This is a genomic window from uncultured Pseudomonas sp., from assembly GCF_913774235.1.
Classification (GTDB): Bacteria; Pseudomonadota; Gammaproteobacteria; order Pseudomonadales; family Pseudomonadaceae; genus Chryseomonas.
This window is the reverse complement of the sequence record NZ_CAJYDW010000012.1, coordinates 208356-227546: the sequence shown is the minus strand read 5'-3', so window position 1 is coordinate 227546 and position 19191 is coordinate 208356. Positions and strand designations below refer to the sequence as shown.

The following is a 19191-nucleotide window of genomic DNA, read 5'->3' as shown; positions in this document are numbered from 1 at the left end:
CTCCTATCCTTTCGCGGAGTCATCCTCATGAAAATCGTCCTCGTCGGCGCCAGCGGTACCCTGGGCAGCGCCATTGCCGCACGTCTTGGCCGTCGGCACGACCTCATCCGGGTCGGTCGCCAGTCCGGAGACCTGCAGGTGGACATCACCCAACCGGAGGCCATCCGCGCCCTCTTCGCCCAGATCGGGCGCTTCGACGCCCTGGTCAGCGCCGTGGGTTCAGTGACCTTCGCCCCCTTCGTCGAGATGACCCCGGAGGCCTATCAGAAAGGCCTACAGGACAAGCTCATGGGCCAGGTCAACCTGGTGCTACTCGGCCAGAACCAGGCTGCCGAGGGAGCCTCCTTCACCCTGACCACCGGTATTCTCAGCGAGCACCCTATCGCGCAGGGCAGCTCGGCGGCCATGGTCAACGCGGCGCTGGAAGGCTTCGTCCGCGGTGCGGCCATCGAGTTGCCCCGTGGCCAGCGTCTCAATGCAGTCAGCCCGACGGTGCTGCAGGAGTCACTGGGCCACTACGGCGACTTCTTCCGCGGCTTCAAGGCGGTCAGCGGTGACGATGCCGCCCTGGCCTACGAACGCAGCGTCGAAGGCGCCGAAACCGGCAAGACCTATCGGGTCTGGTAAGTCCTTGAGCTCGCGGCGCTGTCTGAGTAACGTGTGCCCACCTCAGCCGGAGTCCTGCGATGTCAGCGCCGCGTTCCATCCTTCCCCTCGCCCTGCTCGGCCTACTTGGCGGCTGCAGCCTGTTCCAGAGCGACGACACGCCCCGCGCGCCGGGTGGCGAGCGGCTGCAGGGCGATCTGCGCTGGAGCGGCGATCAGCTGCTGTTCCGCCCCTGTCGCGAACAGCGCTTCTTCGACGTCACCGATGCCAACAACACCGCCATCCTGCGCGATGCCCACGAACTGGCGGCCGATAGCGGCGCCGCCTCGCTATTCGCCGACCTGCGCGGCCAGGTGAAGTCCGGGGGCCGCGACGGCGCCCAGGGCATCTTCGCCGTCACCGACGTCTACCGCGTGCAATACACCGGCCCCGGCTGCAGCGATCCCAACTTCAAGCGCACCGCGATGAGCGCTGGCGGCCATGGCCCGGACTGGAGCGTCCAGGTCAGCAACCAGGGCATGCTGGTCAGCACCGCCGGTCAGCAGCGCCGTGCCCTGCCCTTCGTCCAGGAAGAATTGCCGGGCGGCATGCGCGCGCTGTCCACCGAGGCCAATGGCGAAAAGGTCGAGCTATGGATCAATCCGCGCCGCTGCGTGGACGGTCGGACCGGGACCGTGCAGTCGCTGCAGGCCAAATTGCGCATCAACGGCGAGACCTGGCAGGGCTGCGCCTTCTATGGGGGCGCGGGCAACCCCGGCTAGCCGGCGGCCTTTCACGCCAATAGCGCGACCCCCTTGGCATCTCCCTCTTTACATTCAGCGGCGTGGGCGCCGACAGGCTAGTCTGGCCGCGCCGCGGCATCACTTGTTGTGTTTCCCCGTCAGTCGTGTCGATCCGCAAGGCGAAGGCACAGGAAGGCTCATCCAGCCAGGGTCCAGGCATGCATCCATCGTCATCGTCACGCAGCGCGCCGCCACGGCGCCGGGGGCTCACCCTCATCCTGCGGCTGTTCCCGGCCCTCTGCCTGTTGCTGCTGGGCCTCATCGGCCTGGGCTGCTACCTGCTGGTGGACAACGCCGTGCGCCAGGACGCCAGCGTCGCGGAGCATACCGAGCGCACCGTCGGCCGCACCTTCACCCGTCTCGACGAGGAAGTGGCACGCAACATCATCGACTACAGCAAGTGGGAAGAAGCCTTTCGGCGACTCCACCTGACCCTGGACCAGGACTGGGCCTTCGCGCAGAACAACCTCGGCCCGGCGCTGTTCAAGGTCTATGGCTACGAAGGGGTGCTGGTGTTCGACGGTCAGGACAGACCTCGCTATCGGCTGCTCGACGGCGAACTCGCCGAACCGACCACACCCTGGCTGGAGGGCAACGTCGCCGGCCTGCTGGCCGCGGCCCGCAGCGCCGATGGCCGTGCCGGCAGTGTCTCCGGCATCCTCAGCGTCGCCGGGGTACCGGCTCTGGTAGCCGCCGCCGCCATCACCCCCGGCGACCAGGCGACCGACCGTGCCGCGGACACGCCGCTGTCGGTGCTGGTCTTCGTCGACCTGCTTAGTCCGGCCAAGCTGGCCGAACTCAGCGCGGCCAACGGTCTGCCGCCCCTGAGCGTGACCACCACGCCTGCCGAAGGCCGCGCCAGCTGGCAGTTACCGGGCTCCGGCTTCCAGCTGACCTGGCGGCCACTACGCCCCGGCCTGTGGCTGATGCAGCAGACCCTGCCGCTGTTCGGCGGTGGTGTGCTGATCCTGGTGCTGGGCCTGGTCTGGCTGCTGCGCCAGGCGCTGGTGTCGGCACGGCAATTGGATGCCCAGTACGATGACCTGCTGGCCAGCCGCAGCGAATTGGCCATCGGCGAACGGCGTTTTCGCGACATTGCCGAGGCCACCTCGGACTGGCTCTGGGAGATCGACGCCGAGCTGCGTCTGGTCTATGTCTCGGAGCGCTTCGCCGAGGTCACCGGCGAAGCCGCCGAACGCTGGCTGGGCCGGCCGCTCGCCGAATTGCTCACCCCCCATGCCGACACCCTCGCCCACTGGCTGGCCGGCCATCACCATGAGCGCAAGCCGCAGCCGCCGCTGATCTGCCACTACCTGGACGGCGCCGGCCGCGAAAGGACCTGTCGCGTAGCCGCTCGCGCGATTCCCGAGGGCGGCTACCGGGGCACCGTCACCGACCTCACCGACGAGATCGAGGCCTTGGCCCAGGTCCAGCACCTGTCCTGGCACGATCCCCTGACCGGCCTGCCCAATCGCCATCGGCTGCACCAGTTCCTGGCGACCCACCTGGAAGGCCCGGAACCCCAACCCCTGGCCCTGCTCAGCCTGGACCTGGATCGCTTCAAGACGGTCAACGACGCCCTGGGCCATGCGGCCGGCGACCAGGTGCTGCAGGAGGCGGCACAGCGCCTGCGTCAGAACGTCACCGCTTGCGACCTGGTGGCGCGTCTGGGCGGCGACGAATTTTGCGTGGTGCTCAGCGGCGATCGTGAGCCTGGCGCCATCGCCGACCTCTGCCGCCGGCTGGTGGAACAGCTGCGCCAGCCGTTCCGGCTCGGCGAACAGCGCGTGTTCATCGGCAGCAGCATCGGTGTCGCCCTCGCCCCGCGCGACACCGGCATCCCCGCCGAGCTGTTGCGCCTGGCCGACATCGCCCTCTACCAGGCCAAGACCTCCGGCCGCGGCACCTGGCGTTTCCACGAGCCGGCCATGAACGAGGAGGTGCTGCTGCGCCGTCAGCTGGAACAGGATCTGCGCCAGGCGCTGCGTGACGATCAGCTCAGCCTCTACTACCAACCCCGGCGGCGACTGGCCGACGGTGCCCTCAGCGGCTTCGAGGCCCTGGTGCGCTGGGAACATCCGACCCAGGGCCTGCTGGAACCCCTGGACTTCCTCGCCCTGGCCGAGGATGCCGGCCTGGCGCAGCGGCTCGGCCAATGGGTGCTGGAAACCGCCTGCCACGACGCCCAGGGCTGGCCGGAACATCTCTCGGTGTCGGTGAACCTGTCGCCCCAGCAATTCCACGCCAACGAAGACCCGGTGCAGAGCGTGGCCGAGGTGCTCTATCGCAGCGGCCTGCTGCCCCGGCGTCTGGAGTTGGAGCTGACCGAACGCACCCTGCTCGATCCCGCGGCGGACATCTCCAACACCCTGGCCGCGCTCAAGGGCCTGGGCGTGCGCCTGTGCCTGGACGATTTCGGTTCCGGGATCTGCTCCCTGGCCTATCTGCGCCGCTACCCGCTGGATGGCATCCGCATCGACCGCAGCCTGATCAGCCGCCACGACCGGGCGCCAGAAGACGGTGCCCTGGTTCGGGCCATGATCGATCTGGGCCGCTCCCTGGGGCTGACGGTCACCCTCAAGGGGGTGGAAGACGCCGACCACCTGAGGCAGTTGCAGCGCCTGCCGGCGGACGAGATCCAGGGTTTCCATTGCGGCCAACCGCTGCCGGCCGACCGCCTGGGGGTCTGGCTGGAGGAATCCGCCCCGGCACCGCTCTAGCGTTCGGCCATCACGTTGCCTTCGCCGCTCGCCCCACGCCGCTGGTTGCGATCATCGCGCGGGGTGACGCCGAAGAAGTTGCGGTAGGCGCTGGAGAAGTGCGGACCCGAGGAAAAGCCGCAGGACAGCCCGATCTGGATGATCGACTTGCTGGTCTGGGTGAGCATCTTGCGCGCCCGGTTCAACCGCAATTCCAGGTAGTACTGGCTGGGCACTCGCGCCAGGTACTGCTTGAAGATCCGCTCCAGTTGCCGGCGCGACACGCAGACGTGCTGGGCGATCTCGTCGGTGGTGAGGGGCTCCTCGATGTTGGCTTCCATCAGCATCACCGCCTGGGTCAGCTTGGGATGGCTCGAGCCCAGGCGATTCTTCAGCGGAATGCGCTGCCGCTCGCTGCCCTCGCGCAGGCGCTCGACGATCAGCTCCTCGGCGATGGCACCGGCCTGCTCGGCGTCGCGGTCACGGCCGATCATGGCCAGCAGCAGATCGAGGATGGCCAGGCCGCCGCAGGCGGTCAGGCGGTCGCGATCCCACTCGTAGAGATGGTGGGTGGCGATGACCTTGGGATGCTGCTCGCTGAATTCCTCCAGCCAGCGCCAGTGCACGGCGGCGCGATGACCGTCGAGCAGACCCAGCTGGGCCAGCACCTGCACGCCTGCGGAAAATCCCCCCATGACCACCCCGGCCCGGGCGCTCTGGCGCAGCGCGGCGGCCAGGGGCGGCGGCAAGGCCCGCGGTGGCTCGTCGGCCAGCACGAACAGGCGGTCCAGCCGTTCCAGCTGGCCTTCCCAGTGGCCACCTGGCAGGCGCGGCTGCAAGTCACTGGCGACCTGCAGGAAACGCACCTCGTAGGGCGTATCGCCCGAATGGCGAGCGGCGAGCTCCAGCGCTTCCTCGACCAGGCCCACGGTCAGCGGACGGACGTCGGGCCAAAGCAGAAAGGCGATGCGGGTGGTCATCTAACGTCTGGCTTCCTGTCGAGAGCGGCGATGGCGGACCGATCCAGGGACCGCGCACCGGAAGACCCTTGTGGGGTGGAGGGCATGGTACGCCGGCGCGTTGCCCCTGTCCCGGCCTTTGCGCCGGTGGCGGATCGACGTGCCCGCCGACCCGCCGGCTGGCGCGATTCTAGACCCAGCCAGGCAGAGGCGGCTTTTACCCTGGCGACAACTCCTTACAGGAGCGGCACACCCAAAAAGAAACCGCCCGCTACCGGGAGGGTAGCGGGCGGCTCGGGGCGCAGCCGGATCAGGCGACGGCCTGGTTCATCTGCTTGTGGGTACCGACCAGGTGCTGGACCACGCCCGGATCGGCCAGGGTGGAGATGTCGCCGAGGGCGTCGTACTCACCCACGGCGATCTTGCGCAGGATCCGCCGCATGATCTTGCCGGAGCGGGTCTTCGGCAGGCCTGGCGCCCATTGGATGACATCGGGCGTGGCGATGGGGCCGATCTCCTTGCGCACCCACTGCTTGAGCTCCTGGCGCAGGGCCTCGCTGCCCTCCTCGCCCTGGTTGAGGGTAACGTAGACGTAGATGCCCTGGCCCTTGAGGTCGTGGGGCATGCCCACCACCGCGGCCTCGGCCACCTTGGGATGGGCCACCAGGGCGCTCTCGATCTCGGCGGTACCCATGCGGTGACCGGAGACGTTGAGCACGTCGTCGACCCGGCCGGTGATCCAGTAGTAGCCGTCCTCGTCGCGGCGGGCGCCGTCGCCGGTGAAGTACATGCCCTTGAAGGTCTTGAAGTAGGTGTCGACGAAGCGGTCGTGGTCGCCATAGATGGAGCGCGACTGGCCCGGCCAGGAATCGAGGATCACCAGGTTGCCTTCCACGGCGCCGTCGAGCAGGTTGCCTTCGTTGTCCACCAGTGCCGGTTGCACACCGAAGAACGGGCGGGTGGCCGAGCCGGGCTTCTGGCCGATGGCGCCGGGTAGCGGACTGATGAGGATGCCGCCGGTCTCGGTCTGCCACCAGGTATCGACGATGGGGCAGCGCTCCTGGCCCACGGTCTTGTAGTACCAGTGCCAGGCCTCGGGGTTGATGGGCTCGCCCACCGAACCGAGCAGGCGCAGGCTGCTGCCGTCGATGCCGCGCATGGCCGCATCGCCCTGGGCCATCATGGCGCGAATGGCGGTGGGCGCGGTGTAGAGGACGTTGACCTGATGCTTGTCCACCACCTGGCCCATGCGGGTGACGTCCGGGTAGTTGGGCACGCCCTCGAACAGCAGCGTGGTAGCGCCGTTGGCCAGGGGGCCGTAGACGATGTAGCTGTGGCCGGTGATCCAGCCAACGTCGGCGGTGCACCAGTAGACCTCGCCGGGACGATAGTCGAAGACCCGCTCGTGGGTCAGGGCGGCGTAGGTCAGGTAGCCACCGGTGGTGTGCAGGATGCCCTTGGGCTTGCCGGTGGAGCCGGAGGTATAGAGGATGAACAGCGGCGCCTCGGCGGACATCTCCTTGGGTTCGCAGTGCTCCGGGGCCACCGAGGTGATGTCCTCGTACCAGACGTCGCGATGGCGATGCCAGGCGATGTCGGCGCCGGTGCGCTTGCAGACGATCACCTTGTGCACGGAATGGGTGGCCGGATTGGTCAGGGCCTCATCGACGTTGGCCTTGAGCGGAATCTTGCGGCCGCCGCGCACGCCTTCGTCGGCGGTGATCACCAGCTTGGACTGGCAGTCGCTGATGCGACCGGCCAGGGATTCGGGGGAGAAGCCGCCGAACACCACCGAATGCACGGCGCCGATACGGGCGCAGGCCAGCATGGCCACTACCGCTTCGGGGATCATCGGCATGTAGATGGTCACCACGTCACCGCGATGGATGTCCTGGCCACGCAGGGCGTTGGCCAGCTGGCAGACCTCGCGATGCAGTTCGCGGTAGGTGATGTGACGGCTGTCGGCGGGATCGTCGCCTTCCCAGATGATGGCGGTCTGGTCGCCGCGGGTTTCCAGGTGACGATCCAGGCAATTGTAGGAGGCGTTCAGGGTGCCGTCGGCGAACCACTGGATATCGACGCGATGGTCGTCGAACGAGGTCTGCTTGACCCGACTGAACGGCTTGATCCAATCCAGGCGCTGGGCCTGCTCGCGCCAGAAGCCATCGGGATTGAGGATGGACTGCTGGTACAGGCGACGATAGGTGACCTCGTCGGTCAGGGTCCGGGAAGCGACTTCCGCGCGGACCGGGTAAAAGGCGGCACTCATGGGACGATCTCCTCGGCGGGAAACTGTTGTTCTTGTTGCTGTCCGTTGTACGGCGCGCACCCGCTTCGGGCCATTCGACCATGGTCGGACGGGACGCCAGGAGCTGACCGGTGGGTCTGCTACCCTGGGCGCCTCATCCTTTCTGCCCGCCGGAGTCTCCATGGCCGATCTCGCCCACTCCCATTGCGTCCCCTGCCGTTCCAACGAGCCCGCGCTGAGCGAGGCCGCCAGCGCCGAGCTGCTCAAGGCGGTCCCCGGCTGGACCCTGGTGGAACGTGAGGGCATTCCGCGCCTGGAGCGGCGCTATGCCTTCGGCAACTTTCTGGAAGCCTTGGACTTCACCAATCGGGTCGGCCGGGAAGCCCAGGACGAAGACCATCATCCGGCTCTGCTCACCGAGTGGGGCGGCGTGACGGTGAGCTGGTGGACCCACAACATCGGCGGGCTGCATCGCAACGATTTCATCATGGCGGCGCGCACCGATGCCGTCGCCCTGGCCGCCCAGGGCTAGTGCCTCAGGCACTGGCCTAGGCCAGTCCTTCGGCGTGCACGAAACACAGCTTGTTGCCTTCCGGATCGCGGCAATAGGCGGCATAGAAGTCCGCGCCGTAGCCAGGGCGCACCCCGGGTGCCCCTTCGTCGCTGCCGCCCAGTTGCAAGGCCCGGTGCCAGGCGGCCTCCACGGCCTGGCGCGACGGCGCGGCGAAGCTCACCTGCACGCCATTGCCCCAGGAAGCGGGCAGGCCGTTGAAGGGAATCTGCACATAGAATTGCGGCCAGGGGCGATCGGGCCGCTGCCAGCCGCAGCCGGGCGGACCGCCGTCGTCCTCGGCGGGCATTCGCACGAAACCGAACTCGCCCAATACCGCGTCGTAGAAATCGATCAGGCGCTCCAGATCGCGCGCGCCCACTTGGATATGGCTGAACATGCAGCGGCCCTCAAGGCTGGGACACCTCCGGACACGTTATCCCAGGGCGACCAGCCTGCCTACCGACTCGACAAGCCCGGTCGCTGGCGGTTAGCTTTGCCGGCTATCCACCCGACGACGAACCCATGAATCTGCGCACTCTTCCCCGCCTGACCAAGATCGGTCTGGTCTTCTTCATCCTCGGCCTGCTGGGCGTGGCCTTCGCCTTCTACGGCCTCTACCAGGGGCCGCGCCCCGCCGATCCCGGCGCGATCCGCAGCCTGCTGTTCGCGGCGGGGCTGCAGTTGACCGGCTACGTGCTGCTCAACCGCAATCGCTTCCGCTTCATGTTCGGCCGGCGCAAGGACTGAGCATGGCCATCGACTGGTCCTGCCGCGCCGCCCAGGCGCTGACCACCGCCGAACTCTATGCCGCCCTGGTGCTGCGCGCCCGGGTCTTCGTGGTGGAGCAGCAATGCATCTATCCGGATGCCGACGGTCTGGATCTGGCCGAAGACGTTTGGCACCTGTTCGGCTGGCAGGACGGCGCCTTGCACGCCTATCTGCGGCTGCTCGGTGCCGTGCGTGACGAGGTGGTGATCGGCCGGGTGATCGTCGCTCCGGAAGGTCGCGGGAGCGGCCTCGGCCATCGGTTGCTGGAGGAGGCCCTGCGCGCCTGTGCCGAGCGTTGGCCGGGGCGTCCGCTGTTTCTCTCAGCCCAGGCCCATCTGCAGGCCTACTATGGCCGTTACGGCTTCACGCACTGTTCGGCGGTGTACGACGAGGATGGCATTCCCCATATCGACATGCGTCGCGCGGCCAGTTAACGCCGCCGCAGGGGTTCGAGCAGCGGCTTGAGGCCGTTGTGGTCGATCTCCTGCATCAGCGCCAGCAGCCGGCCCAATTCGCCCTTGGGGAAACCGCTACGGGCGAACCAGTTGAGATAGTGACCTGGCAGGTCGGCTAGCAGCCGGCCGGCGTACTTGCCATAGGGCATGGTCCAGGTCACCAGGGCTTCCAGATCCGCGGGTTGCATCGTTTGTCTCCTCCGAACGGCGTGGCGATTATGCCATGTCGACTCGGGTTACCCGTCGCCTCGGGGGAGCGCCAGGCGTCCGCCGCGATCCCAGCAACATCAGACCAGCAGAGGATTCATGCATGAACACCGTATCCCGGCCGCTGGCCGCCGTCACCGGCGCCTCCAGCGGCATCGGCTTCGAATTGGCCAAGCAGCTGGCCCGCCATGGCCATGACCTGCTGCTGGTCTCCCGCGGTGATGGCCTCGACGCTGCCGAGCGCGAATTGCGCGCCCTGGGGGTCAAGGTGTGGAGCCATGCTGCCGATCTGCGCACCGCCGTGGGTGTGGAAGAGACCTTTCGCTTTCTGCGTCGCCAGGGCCGACCGCTGGACGTCGTGGTGCTCAATGCCGGCGTCGGCCTGGGCGGCGCCTTCGTTGGCCAGACGCGCCTGGAAGACGAGCTGGCGCTGATCCAGCTCAATGTGATGTCCACCGTGCACCTGGCCAAGCTGGTGCTGCCGGAGATGGTAGCGGCCGGTCGCGGGCGGGTGCTCTTCACCTCCTCCATCTCGGCCACGGCACCCATTCCCTTCGAAGCCGTCTACGGCGCTTCCAAGGCTTTTATCAACTCCTTCGCCTTCGCCGTGCGCAACGAACTCAAGGACAGCGGCGTGACCCTCACGGTGCTCATGCCCGGTCAGACCGATACCAACTTCTTCCAGCGCGCCGGTGAGGACGACACCAGCGTCGGCGCTGGGCCGAAGAACGATCCGGCGCAGGTGGCGGCCCAGGGCTACGCAGCGCTGATGCAGGGGCTGGATCACGTCTATGGGGGTGGCCCGGAGGTGCAGCACGAGGGCGAGGTGCTCAACCGGATCGAGAGCGAGGCCGAGCAGGCTGAACGGCACAGGGCCTGGTCGGAGCCGGGATCGGCGCAGCGCGATCAGTGAAATAATCCAGACGGCCAGGGTGTTCCGTTACTTCGGACATCCTGAGCCCAAAAGTTCTGTTTTTTCATTATTCTTCTTTGGAGCAACCGGTCCGAACAATAACTTCGGCAAAACCAAACCACCTCTCCACTATTGCGACTTTTAAGACGTCATACTTCATACCCAAGAAAATTTCTGCTTCCATCTCATCAAGACATTGAGCGAAGTGCACGGCAGCCTCCATCGGCACGCGATCCCTCTTCGTCACCGCGAATACGGCCATAGCCAAGGCGTTGCAACTTGGGCACAGCCTATGCCGACAGCCCTGGCATAGGGTTCTGGCAAGGAGCCATGGCTACTGCACCAAGCTACGTCTTGATGAACCGATTAACCTGGTTTGCGTCCATCTTAATTGACAAAATAATAACGCCATTGAATCGTCGATACTTGATTCAATAATAAAAACCATTCCAGAAAACCTACCGGCGGGCAGCCTATTCAGGCGCTCTCATCGGAAGAGACATTGCAGCCTCTCCTTTTTTTGAAACAGTACTTTCGAGCACTGCCGTCTTGATCAAGGAGCGAAAGATGTCGTTACGCAGTTTGAAAATAGGAAACCGAGCGTTACTGTGTTTCACCAGCTTCGCTGTACTGCTGATCTGTATCGGCAGCTTCAGCCTGGTGCAGATCGGCAAGCTGCGCGACAGCGAACAGCAGGTCGAGCAGAACATCCTGCCCAGCATCATGCAGGCGGCCTTGCTGGAAACCACCATCCTGCGCATCCGCCTGGAAACCTTGAGATTCATCAGTACCTCGGACCCCGAGCTGAGCCACAAGACCGCGGCGTTGCTCAAGCAGGAGCGCGAGACCTTCGTCCAGGGCGTCAGCGATTACCAGAAGCTGGCCAGCGCCGACAGCGAGCGCCAGGCCTATCAGGAGTTGCTCCAACTCGTCGGACCCTGGCGCAGCGCCCTGGACGAGGTGCTACGGCAATCGGAGAGCAATGGCATGCAGGCGGCCCAGGCGGTGGTGACGCAGAGCTTCCGGCCGCTCAGCGAGCCACTGCTGGCCAAGGTCCAGGCCCTGATCAAGGCCAATCACGAAGAGGCTTCCCAAGTCGGACATGAGGCGACCACGCTCTATCACGAGAGCCTGACCTACGTCATCGCCAGTATGGTCCTGGCCCTGGTGATGACTCTGCTGATCGCCTGGCGCTTCACCCTCAGTCTGGTGACACCGATCCGCCGCAGCATGGCGGTGGCCGAGAGCATCGCCGCGGGTGATCTGCTGGAGTCCTGGCAGGATGATGGACGCGACGAGATCCATCAACTGAGCCTGAGCTTCGAGCGGATGCGCCTGAATCTGGTGCAGACCCTACAACAGATCAGCGATTCCGCCATCCAGCTGTCTTCCGCCGCGACCGAGATGCACGCCGTGACCGAGGACGCCAACCGCGGGCTCAACCAGCAGAACCAGGAGATCGAACAGGCCGCGACCGCAGTCAATCAGATGACCGCCGCAGTGGAAGAAGTGGCGCGCAACGCCGAGAGCACCTCGCACGAGGCTCGCAGTTCGGATGTGGCCTCACGCCAGGGCAAGGCCAGCGTCGAGCAGACCGTGCAGGCCATCGAGGCACTCAACGGCAACGTGGTCGACAGCAGCGACCGCATCCAGCAACTGGCCAATGACGTCGGCAACATCACCAAGGTACTGGAAGTCATCCGCGGGGTGGCCGAACAGACCAACCTGCTGGCCCTCAACGCCGCCATCGAAGCCGCTCGCGCCGGCGATGCCGGCCGCGGTTTCGCCGTGGTAGCCGACGAGGTACGAGCCTTGGCGCAGCGCACCCAGCAGTCGACCCAGGAGATCGAGACCGTCATCGGCCAGGTCCAGCGCGGCAGCAGCGAAGCGGTCAACACCATGAACGCCACCGCCAGCCTGGCCCAGCGCACCCTGGCCCTCGCCCGGGACTCCGACCAGTCGCTGGCGGTCATCACTCGCGCGGTCACCGGCATCACCGAGCGCACCACCCTGATCGCCACCGCCGCCGAAGAACAGGCCCACGTCGCCCGGGAAGTCGACCGTGCCCTGGTGACCATCCGCGATCTCTCGGTGCAGAGCGCCGCCGGCGCCAGCCAGACCGCCACGGCCAGCAGCGAACTCTCGCAACTGGCGGTGCAGATGAATCGGCTGGTGGGCCGCTTCAAGGTCGCCTGACGCAGGCGACAGCGAGCGAAGGTCCTGGCTCCTTCCCGGACCTTCGCTCGGTCGCGCCGCTGAGGGCACTCAATTGATCGGCTTGGCCCCCGGCGCGTCGCACTTGGCGAACTTGCCCTTGGCATCCTTGCACTGCACGGCCTTGGTCTTGGTGGCCTCGCACTTCACGAACTTGCCATGGGCATCCCGACAGGGCGCCGCCTGGACGCTGGCGGAGGCGAAGAGGGTCAGGGTCAACGCGGCGAACAGGGCTTTCAGCATGGCGATCACCTCCAGGGCCGGGATTGGCCAATCGAAGCGTAGCTCGGGGGTGGCAGCTCTGCCATGGGAAGCGAGGCATCCGTGGAAGCGGCTCATGCGTATCGTTTGGGAAATCGCGGCCATGGCGGCCGGCCGATGCGGGCGCTTCTACAGGCAAGGCAAGACTCCATAGGAGCAACTTCCTGATCGCGGCCATGGGCCGCTCCTACAGACGTGCCTCATACCTGCAGGAGCGGCCCATGAAGGCGGTAAGACAGTGGTCCCTGCCCCCTACTCGACCTCATCCACGGTTTCTCGTGAGGAAGAATTACTCCCTGACAGCCGTTCGGTCCAGTTGAACTTCCGATTGTACCGCCCGATCCGCGCCTCACTGCCCCTCACTCGAGACGCCCAGATTCGCCAAAATGCCCATTCGCCAACTGTCGTGAGAAAACCCCATGCGCACCCTGGGCCTGTTGGGCGGTATGAGTTGGGAGAGTTCGGCGCAGTACTATCGCCTGATCAATGAAGAAGTTCGCCGCCGGCTGGGCGGCAGTCATTCGGCGGCCTGTCTGTTGCTGTCGGTGGATTTCGCCGAGATCGCCCGGCTGCAGCATGTAGGTGACTGGGCCACGCTAGGGCAGCAGTTGGGTGAGGCAGGACGGCAATTGGCGGCGGGTGGCGCCGAGGGCCTGGTGCTCTGTACCAACACCATGCACTGCCTGGCCGCGGAGATCGAGACGGCCAGTGGACTGCCGTTGCTGCACATCGCCGATCCCACGGGGGCGGCGATCCGCGCCCAGGGGCTGAAGACCATCGGCCTGTTGGGGACGGCTTTCACCATGGAACAGGCCTTCTACCGGGAGCGACTGGCGCGCCGCTTCGACCTGGAGGTGCTGACGCCCGCCCCCGCGCAGCGCCAGCAGGTGCATCGCATCATCTATGAGGAACTGGTACGCGGCGAGGTCCGGCCGGCCTCGCGAGACGCCTATCGCAAAGTCATCGCCGAGCTGGTCGCCCAGGGCGCCGAAGGCATCGTGCTCGGCTGTACCGAAATCATGCTGCTGGTGGACCAGAGCGACAGTGCGGTGCCGCTGTTCGACACCACCACCCTGCACGCCCTGGCCGCGGTGGACTGGGCGCTCAGCTAGCTCTGCAGCCGCCGCGCGACCTCGGCCAGCAGCGGGCGCGCGTCCAGGGTGCTCTGCTGGCACTCCTCGGCCAACGCCACCAGGTCCGCGCCAACCGGCTCGCTGCACCGGGCCAGCCACTCTTCCAGCAGGATGCCGAAGGCGCGACTCTCGAACCGCTGCAGGCGCGCGGCCTGGCGAGTGTCCTCGGGTAGCAGCGAAGCGCCGCCGAAGTCACCGAGCAGGCAGCGCGCCCCGCCGTCCCAGAGGATGTTGTGGGCATAGAAGTCGCCGTGCACCAGGCCGCGGGCGTGCAGATGCGCCAGAGCACTGGCCATGCCGCCAGCCATTCCCTGCACCGCAGCGGCGCTGAAGCGGGTGTCCTCCGGATAGACGTCGCGGCTGCAGGTGATGAAGCTGGGCGGACCGGCCAGGTTGCCGAAGGCCGGCTCCACCAGTTCCAGCACCAGACCGCTACGCTGTTCGGGATGCTCGGCCAGGTCGCCGAGAGCGCCGATCAGCCAGGGATGGGTGCCGGCGCTGAGGCTGGCGGCGCTTTCGCTTTCCGGGGTACCGTCGCTGGTCATGCTGCCCTTGAACAGCTTGACCGCCACCTCCCGCGGCCCGCTGGGCGATTGCCAGCGCGCCTGGTGGATGATGCCGGAGGCTCCTTCGCCCAGCCGTTCACCTAGAGCCAGATCGCTCCAGGCGATGCGCTGCTGGCGCCCCGCCTCGGCCCGCACCGCGCGCTCACGTGCGGCGCCCAGTGGGTTGTCGCCGTAAGCCAGCCAGGTCAGGCGCGGTAGGTCGAGGATGGCCGGCGGCAGCGCCGTGAAACGATTGGCCGACAGCCGCAGCAGCTCCAGTTGGTGCAGATCGGCCATGGACGCCGGCAGGGCTTGCAGCCGGTTGCCGGCCAGCATCAGCTTCTGCAGGGCGGGCCGCTCACCCAGGGCGGTGGGCACCTCGGCGATGCGATTGTCGGTGAGGATCAGCCAACGCAGTCGCGGCGGCAGGGCCGCGGCGCTCACCCGCTCCAACGCACAGGCCTTGAAGCCGATCATCTCCAGGTTGGGCAGCGTGCCCAGCACCTCGGGCAATTCGCTGAAGGGATTGTTCGAGCAGAACAGGATGCGCAGCCGATGGAGCCGACCGAGGTCGGCAGGCAGGCTGCGCAGCCGGTTGCCCGACAGGTCGAGGATCTCGAGGCTGTCGGCCAGGGCATAGATCTCCTCGGGAAACTCGGTCAGGTCGGCGCGCAGGGTCAGGCGCGTGGCCCCGGCCAGTTCGCCGGCGCGCAGCCGGGCTAGGGTATCCGTCATGGGAAAGCGACTCTCACTGTCTAGGAAGAACCGGGATCAGGCCGGCGATGGCGCGGACGTTAGCACGCCAGGGCGCTAGCCGTGGCCCTCGTGCGCCAGAATGCGCGCCACTGCCTCTTGCAGATCGCCGGCGGTCACCACGGGCGGCGCCAGGGGATTGGCCACCTGGTCGGGACGCCGCTGCAGCAGGGCACCCTTGAATCCGGCAGCCTGGGCGCCGGCGATGTCCCAGGCATGGACGGCGATCAGCCACAGGTCTTCGGCTGATTGACCCAGGCTGGCGGCGGCCTGGCGATAGGTCGCCGTAACCGGCTTGCTGACGCCGGCGTCCTCGGCCGAGAGGATGCCGGCGAAGGCGTCGCTCAAACCGGCGTATTCCAGCTGCGCCTGGGTCGCGGCACGCGCGTTGTTGGAAAAGGCGATGCAGCGCACGCCCTGCGCCCGGGCGAAGTCGAGGCCCGCGCGGACATCGGCATGGGCGGGCAGCCGTTTGAGGGCATCGGCGACGCGCTGCTTGTCGGCGGCGGTGAGCTGTCGCCCGCACCGCGCACCGATCATGTCCAGCGCCGCCTGGCCTTGGGCCTCGAAGGGTGCATGGCGGCCACAAAGCTCGGCGGTCATGGCGTTCTGCAAGGTCTGGGCGAACCATAGCGTGCGGCTCTGGGGGTCACCGAACAGCTCGGTGAACAGGCCATCCAGCGCGGACAGGTCCAGCACGGTCTCGTTGATGTCGAACAGGCAGGTCAGGGTCATGGTCGCTACTCGGCAGAGGATATCCCTTCGACCAGGGCTCGCGATTGACGTGCAGCCGCGCTAAGGTTCCAGACTGGCAAGCGAGACGAAACGGCTAAAGTCTTATGACTTCTCGCCGACACCTTCGTAGAGCCGCCTCTCGTTTGCTGCACTCGCCTGGCTCGGGTGGCAGCAGTTCTTCCAAGATGGGCTTGTTGCTCGCACAAGGCCCATCGATATTTCCGAGATAGCCTGATGGCCGATTCACTGAAGTACGAAGATGACCGCCTCAACGCCCTGCACGCCTTGGAGCTCCTCGACTCGGCGCCGGCGGAGGAATTCGATCGTCTCTGCGAGCTGGTCGCCAGCAGCTTCAACGTGCCGACCGCACTGATCAGCCTGGTGGATCGCGACCGCCAGTGGTTCAAGGCCCGGGTCGGCTTCGAGTTGGCGCAGATGCCGGTGGAAGATGCCTTTTGCGCCCATACCATCCAGAGCGCGACCGGCCGGATGGAGATCAACGATGCCCGCTGCGATGCGCGCTTCAGCCACAATCCGCTGGTGGTGCAGGCCCCGCACGTGCGCTTCTATGCCGGCTCTGCGCTGGTCACCGAGGGGGGCTATGCCATTGGCAGCCTCTGCATCCTCGATAACCAGCCACGCGAGCTGAGCCCGGTGGAACGCAAGCGACTGGACGACTTCGCCGCCCAGGTGATGCGCCTCATCGCTCTGCGCCAGCACGTGCGCCGCCGGGATGCGGTCAGCGGCCTGCCCAACCGCCAGCAGTTCCAGGCCGACATCGCCCGGCTGGCCGAGCTCCAGCCGGGCGAGGACCGCCTGCTGGTACTGGTGGACCCGCTGGATACCCCGTGGAAGGAACAACTCATCCTCGCCCAGGGCATGTGGCCGTTCGAGACCTTCCTGCGCTCCCTGGCACTGCGCCTGTGCGATGCCCTGGGCGAGCGTGGCAAGGTCTATCACGTGGACACCAAGAGATTCGCCTTCCTGCTGCCGGCGGACTGCGACTACCCGCCGCTGCTGGATAGCCTGATCGCCCAGTTGCGCGCCCCGGTGCAGGCCGATCAGATCCCCATCGATCCGCCGGTGAAGGTGGGCGTGGTGCCCTTCACCCTGAATTCCGACGAGGTTCGCGACCTGCTGCGCAAGGGGATGGTGGCCGTGGAGCAGGCAGCCCTGAGTCCGCGCCACTGGGGCGCCTACGAGCGACCACAGGACGAGGCCTTCCAGCGCATCTTCCAGCTGGTCCGGCAAATCCCCGAAGCCCTCGAACGTGGTGACTTCAGCCTGGCCTTCCAGCCGCGCCTGGCGCTGCCCGGGGGTACGCTGCGCAGTGCCGAGGCCCTGCTGCGCTGGACCCATCCGCAGCTCGGCCCCATCGCGCCCGGCGACTTCATCCCGGCGATCGAAAAGACCGCACTGATCCATACCGTCACCCGCTGGGTGATCCGCACCGCCATCACCCAGCTGGCGCGTTGGGGCAGTCGTTATACCGGCCGGCTGTCGCTCAACCTCTCGCCGCGGGACTTCGACGAAGGCGATCTGGTCGAGCTGCTGCGCGATACCTGCCGGCAACAGGGCGTCCTCCCGCAGCGACTGGAGGTGGAAATCACCGAAGACACCTGGTTGCGCCGCAATCCGAGCGCCATAGCCCAGTTGCACGAGTTAGGGGCCCTCGGCGTGGAGATCGCCATCGACGACTTCGGCAGCGGCTACAGTAACTTCGCCTACCTCTATGAACTGCCGATCACCAGCGTCAAGCTCGATCGCTCGTTGCTGCATGACTTGCCTACCGATCCGCGCAAACAGGAAGTGATCAGGGCGCTGCTGACGCTGATCGGCAAGCTGGGCTATCGCCGTGTCGCCGAGGGGATCGAGACCGAAGAGGTCCTGGCCTTCCTGCAGGACGCCGGTTGCGACGAGGTGCAGGGCTATCTGCTGGGCCGCCCCATGGCACTGACGGCCTTCGAAGCCTGGTACGACGCCCGGCGCTGCTCGACGTCATTTGACTGACAAATTCACTTCAGCCTCTACACTGGTTCAGGTCGTAGTATCCCCAGGAGTGAGGACATGAGGGCTTCGAGTACCGAGTTGTTGGATGTCGTCGGTCTGGACACGGGAGATCTGAGCAGCCAAGGCTGTATCGACAAGGTGCTGCATGCCCTGCGCACCCATCTGGACATGGACGTGGCCTTTCTCGCCGAATTCCGCCAGCAGGATCGCGTATTCCGTAACGTCGACGCAGAGCCAGGGGCACCGCTCAAGGCCGGTGACGCCCTGCCACTCAGCCAGGGCTATTGCCAGCAGGTGGTCAAGGGCCACCTGCCCGAATTCATCCCGGACACCCGCGCCCTGGGCGCCACCCGCCTGATTCCGGAGACCCGCAGCGTGCCCATCGGGGCGCACCTGAGCGTGCCCGTGCGCCTGAACGACGGCGAACTGTACGGTACCTTCTGCTGCTTCAAGTACCAGCCCGACCCCACCCTGAGTCCACGTGACCTGGAGCTGGTGCGTACCTTCGCCGAGCTGGTGGCCGATCGGCTCAGCCTGGACGTCTCCAGCCGACGCGGCCAGGTGGAGATGCGCCAGCGCATCCAGGGCGCCGTGGCCGCGCACCAGCCGAGCATCGTCTACCAGCCGATCTACTACCTGGCGGACCTGCGCATCGCCGGCTGGGAGTCGCTGTCGCGCTTCCACTGCCCGCCGCAGCGCAGCCCGGACCTGTGGTTCTCCGAGGCCAGTGCGGTGGGGCTTGGCGACGAACTCGAAGAGAGCGCCATGCGCTATGCCCTGCAAGGGCTGCAGGGCCTGCCGGGCGACAGCTACCTGACCATGAACTGCTCGCCGCAGACCATCCTCGGCGGTCGCCTGCCGGCGCTGCTGGCCGGTACCGCCCCCGAACGGCTGGTACTGGAGATCACCGAGCATGCCGAGGTGGACGACTACGACGCCCTCCACGAGCAGCTGCAGCCGCTGCGCGCCCAAGGCGTACGCCTGGCCATCGACGATGCCGGGGCCGGCTACGCGAGCCTGAGGCACATCCTCAGGCTGCGACCGGACATGATCAAGCTGGACATGAGCCTGGTGCGCGACATCGACCACGACGCCGAACGGCGGGCCCTGGCCTCGGCGATCATCGCCTTCGCCCGGGAGACCGGCAAGGAGGTCATTGCCGAGGGCGTGGAGACCCTGGCCGAGCTGCAGGCCTTGAAGGCCTTGAATGTGGACAAGGTACAGGGCAACCTGCTGAGCAGACCGCTACCCCGCGACGAAGCGCTGCGCCTGCCGCGTCATCGACAGCTCTAAGCGCCCTGAACAGCAGGTGGCGGCCGCACGGTCGGTGACCTTAAAGTTGCCGCTCGT

General features: G+C 66.6%; 18 protein-coding genes. 11 read left to right on the top strand and 7 right to left on the bottom strand.

The features are described from left to right. Positions 1–27 precede the first annotated feature (27 nt). From QZ471_RS10565 to QZ471_RS10555, 3 genes are all read left to right on the top strand, one after another. Positions 28–627 (top strand): short chain dehydrogenase, encoded by a 600-nt coding sequence (locus tag QZ471_RS10565; protein WP_295463430.1) that lies wholly within the window; start codon positions 28–30, stop codon positions 625–627. 59 nt (positions 628–686) lie between these two features. After that, on the top strand, positions 687–1367 hold the full coding sequence (locus tag QZ471_RS10560) for a hypothetical protein (RefSeq protein WP_295463428.1): 681 nt from the start codon (positions 687–689) through the stop codon (positions 1365–1367). 179 nt (positions 1368–1546) lie between these two features. Next, a complete protein-coding gene (locus QZ471_RS10555) occupies positions 1547–4108 on the top strand; it encodes an EAL domain-containing protein (RefSeq protein WP_295463426.1) in 2562 nt (853 codons plus the stop codon). On the opposite strand, the gene QZ471_RS10550 is transcribed toward QZ471_RS10555, so the two are convergent. Together QZ471_RS10550 and acs are read right to left on the bottom strand one after the other, a co-directional pair. After that, complete coding sequence (locus QZ471_RS10550) at positions 4105–5067, bottom strand: GlxA family transcriptional regulator (RefSeq protein WP_295463424.1); 963 nt, start codon at positions 5065–5067, stop codon at positions 4105–4107. The two genes, QZ471_RS10555 and QZ471_RS10550, sit on opposite strands and share 4 nt — an antisense overlap. Positions 5068–5356: 289 nt before the next feature. Beyond that, positions 5357–7315 carry an acetate--CoA ligase gene (gene acs, locus QZ471_RS10545; RefSeq protein ID WP_295463422.1) on the bottom strand — a complete coding sequence of 653 codons (1959 nt, stop codon included), beginning with the start codon at positions 7313–7315 and terminating at the stop codon, positions 5357–5359. 160 nt (positions 7316–7475) lie between these two features. Here acs and QZ471_RS10540 point away from each other — a divergent pair, with 160 nt between their 5' ends. Further along, complete coding sequence (locus tag QZ471_RS10540) at positions 7476–7826, top strand: 4a-hydroxytetrahydrobiopterin dehydratase (protein WP_295463420.1); 351 nt, start codon at positions 7476–7478, stop codon at positions 7824–7826. 16 nt (positions 7827–7842) lie between these two features. On the opposite strand, the gene QZ471_RS10535 is transcribed toward QZ471_RS10540, so the two are convergent. Further along, complete coding sequence (locus tag QZ471_RS10535) at positions 7843–8244, bottom strand: VOC family protein (RefSeq protein ID WP_295463418.1); 402 nt, start codon at positions 8242–8244, stop codon at positions 7843–7845. A 125-nt stretch (positions 8245–8369) separates the two neighbouring features. On the opposite strand from QZ471_RS10535, the gene QZ471_RS10530 reads away from it, so the two are divergent. Both QZ471_RS10530 and QZ471_RS10525 read left to right on the top strand, forming a co-directional pair. Then, on the top strand, positions 8370–8594 hold the full coding sequence (locus QZ471_RS10530) for a hypothetical protein (RefSeq protein WP_295463416.1): 225 nt from the start codon (positions 8370–8372) through the stop codon (positions 8592–8594). A gap of 2 nt (positions 8595–8596) precedes the next feature. Then, the gene (locus QZ471_RS10525; protein ID WP_295463414.1) at positions 8597–9049 is read left to right on the top strand and encodes a GNAT family N-acetyltransferase; all 453 of its coding nucleotides are present in this window, start codon (positions 8597–8599) and stop codon (positions 9047–9049) included. On the opposite strand, the gene QZ471_RS10520 is transcribed toward QZ471_RS10525, so the two are convergent. Continuing rightward, positions 9046–9258 (bottom strand): DUF3820 family protein, encoded by a 213-nt coding sequence (locus QZ471_RS10520; RefSeq protein ID WP_295463412.1) that lies wholly within the window; start codon positions 9256–9258, stop codon positions 9046–9048. The two genes, QZ471_RS10525 and QZ471_RS10520, sit on opposite strands and share 4 nt — an antisense overlap. Before the next feature lie 122 nt (positions 9259–9380). Between QZ471_RS10520 and QZ471_RS10515 the strand changes: the two genes are divergently transcribed. Both QZ471_RS10515 and QZ471_RS10510 read left to right on the top strand, forming a co-directional pair. Next, positions 9381–10190 (top strand): SDR family NAD(P)-dependent oxidoreductase, encoded by an 810-nt coding sequence (locus QZ471_RS10515; RefSeq protein ID WP_295463410.1) that lies wholly within the window; start codon positions 9381–9383, stop codon positions 10188–10190. Positions 10191–10757: 567 nt separating this feature from the next. Beyond that, positions 10758–12386 carry a methyl-accepting chemotaxis protein gene (locus QZ471_RS10510; protein WP_295463408.1) on the top strand — a complete coding sequence of 543 codons (1629 nt, stop codon included), beginning with the start codon at positions 10758–10760 and terminating at the stop codon, positions 12384–12386. Between the two features lie 69 nt (positions 12387–12455). Here the strand turns inward: QZ471_RS10510 and QZ471_RS10505 are convergent, their stop codons facing one another. Beyond that, positions 12456–12647, bottom strand: a complete 192-nt coding sequence (locus tag QZ471_RS10505; RefSeq protein WP_295463406.1) for a hypothetical protein — start codon at positions 12645–12647, stop codon at positions 12456–12458. Positions 12648–13084: 437 nt separating this feature from the next. Here QZ471_RS10505 and QZ471_RS10500 point away from each other — a divergent pair, with 437 nt between their 5' ends. Continuing rightward, positions 13085–13777, top strand: coding sequence for an aspartate/glutamate racemase family protein (locus tag QZ471_RS10500; RefSeq protein ID WP_295463405.1), 693 nt, complete (start codon positions 13085–13087; stop codon positions 13775–13777). On the opposite strand, the gene QZ471_RS10495 is transcribed toward QZ471_RS10500, so the two are convergent. Both QZ471_RS10495 and QZ471_RS10490 read right to left on the bottom strand, forming a co-directional pair. Next, complete coding sequence (locus QZ471_RS10495) at positions 13774–15078, bottom strand: leucine-rich repeat-containing protein kinase family protein (protein ID WP_295463403.1); 1305 nt, start codon at positions 15076–15078, stop codon at positions 13774–13776. The genes QZ471_RS10500 and QZ471_RS10495 overlap by 4 nt on opposite strands. 75 nt (positions 15079–15153) lie before the next feature. Then, positions 15154–15831, bottom strand: a complete 678-nt coding sequence (locus QZ471_RS10490; RefSeq protein ID WP_295463401.1) for a haloacid dehalogenase type II — start codon at positions 15829–15831, stop codon at positions 15154–15156. A gap of 234 nt (positions 15832–16065) precedes the next feature. Here QZ471_RS10490 and QZ471_RS10485 point away from each other — a divergent pair, with 234 nt between their 5' ends. Together QZ471_RS10485 and QZ471_RS10480 are read left to right on the top strand one after the other, a co-directional pair. Continuing rightward, complete coding sequence (locus QZ471_RS10485) at positions 16066–17841, top strand: EAL domain-containing protein (protein WP_295463399.1); 1776 nt, start codon at positions 16066–16068, stop codon at positions 17839–17841. Positions 17842–17898: 57 nt separating this feature from the next. Continuing rightward, a complete protein-coding gene (locus QZ471_RS10480) occupies positions 17899–19134 on the top strand; it encodes an EAL domain-containing protein (protein ID WP_295463397.1) in 1236 nt (411 codons plus the stop codon). Positions 19135–19191: the final 57 nt, after the last annotated feature.

Coding starts and splice junctions, on each gene's coding strand:
- QZ471_RS10535 (WP_295463418.1), bottom strand. CDS start 8,244: ATGTTCAGCCATATCCAAGTGGGCGCGCGCGATCTGGAGCGCCTGATC.
- QZ471_RS10495 (WP_295463403.1), bottom strand. CDS start 15,078: ATGACGGATACCCTAGCCCGGCTGCGCGCCGGCGAACTGGCCGGGGCC.
- acs (WP_295463422.1), bottom strand. CDS start 7,315: ATGAGTGCCGCCTTTTACCCGGTCCGCGCGGAAGTCGCTTCCCGGACC.
- QZ471_RS10550 (WP_295463424.1), bottom strand. CDS start 5,067: ATGACCACCCGCATCGCCTTTCTGCTTTGGCCCGACGTCCGTCCGCTG.
- QZ471_RS10560 (WP_295463428.1), top strand. CDS start 687: ATGTCAGCGCCGCGTTCCATCCTTCCCCTCGCCCTGCTCGGCCTACTT.
- QZ471_RS10510 (WP_295463408.1), top strand. CDS start 10,758: ATGTCGTTACGCAGTTTGAAAATAGGAAACCGAGCGTTACTGTGTTTC.
- QZ471_RS10565 (WP_295463430.1), top strand. CDS start 28: ATGAAAATCGTCCTCGTCGGCGCCAGCGGTACCCTGGGCAGCGCCATT.
- QZ471_RS10500 (WP_295463405.1), top strand. CDS start 13,085: ATGCGCACCCTGGGCCTGTTGGGCGGTATGAGTTGGGAGAGTTCGGCG.
- QZ471_RS10555 (WP_295463426.1), top strand. CDS start 1,547: ATGCATCCATCGTCATCGTCACGCAGCGCGCCGCCACGGCGCCGGGGG.
- QZ471_RS10530 (WP_295463416.1), top strand. CDS start 8,370: ATGAATCTGCGCACTCTTCCCCGCCTGACCAAGATCGGTCTGGTCTTC.
- QZ471_RS10480 (WP_295463397.1), top strand. CDS start 17,899: ATGAGGGCTTCGAGTACCGAGTTGTTGGATGTCGTCGGTCTGGACACG.
- QZ471_RS10505 (WP_295463406.1), bottom strand. CDS start 12,647: ATGCTGAAAGCCCTGTTCGCCGCGTTGACCCTGACCCTCTTCGCCTCC.
- QZ471_RS10515 (WP_295463410.1), top strand. CDS start 9,381: ATGAACACCGTATCCCGGCCGCTGGCCGCCGTCACCGGCGCCTCCAGC.
- QZ471_RS10525 (WP_295463414.1), top strand. CDS start 8,597: ATGGCCATCGACTGGTCCTGCCGCGCCGCCCAGGCGCTGACCACCGCC.
- QZ471_RS10520 (WP_295463412.1), bottom strand. CDS start 9,258: ATGCAACCCGCGGATCTGGAAGCCCTGGTGACCTGGACCATGCCCTAT.
- QZ471_RS10485 (WP_295463399.1), top strand. CDS start 16,066: ATGGCCGATTCACTGAAGTACGAAGATGACCGCCTCAACGCCCTGCAC.
- QZ471_RS10540 (WP_295463420.1), top strand. CDS start 7,476: ATGGCCGATCTCGCCCACTCCCATTGCGTCCCCTGCCGTTCCAACGAG.
- QZ471_RS10490 (WP_295463401.1), bottom strand. CDS start 15,831: ATGACCCTGACCTGCCTGTTCGACATCAACGAGACCGTGCTGGACCTG.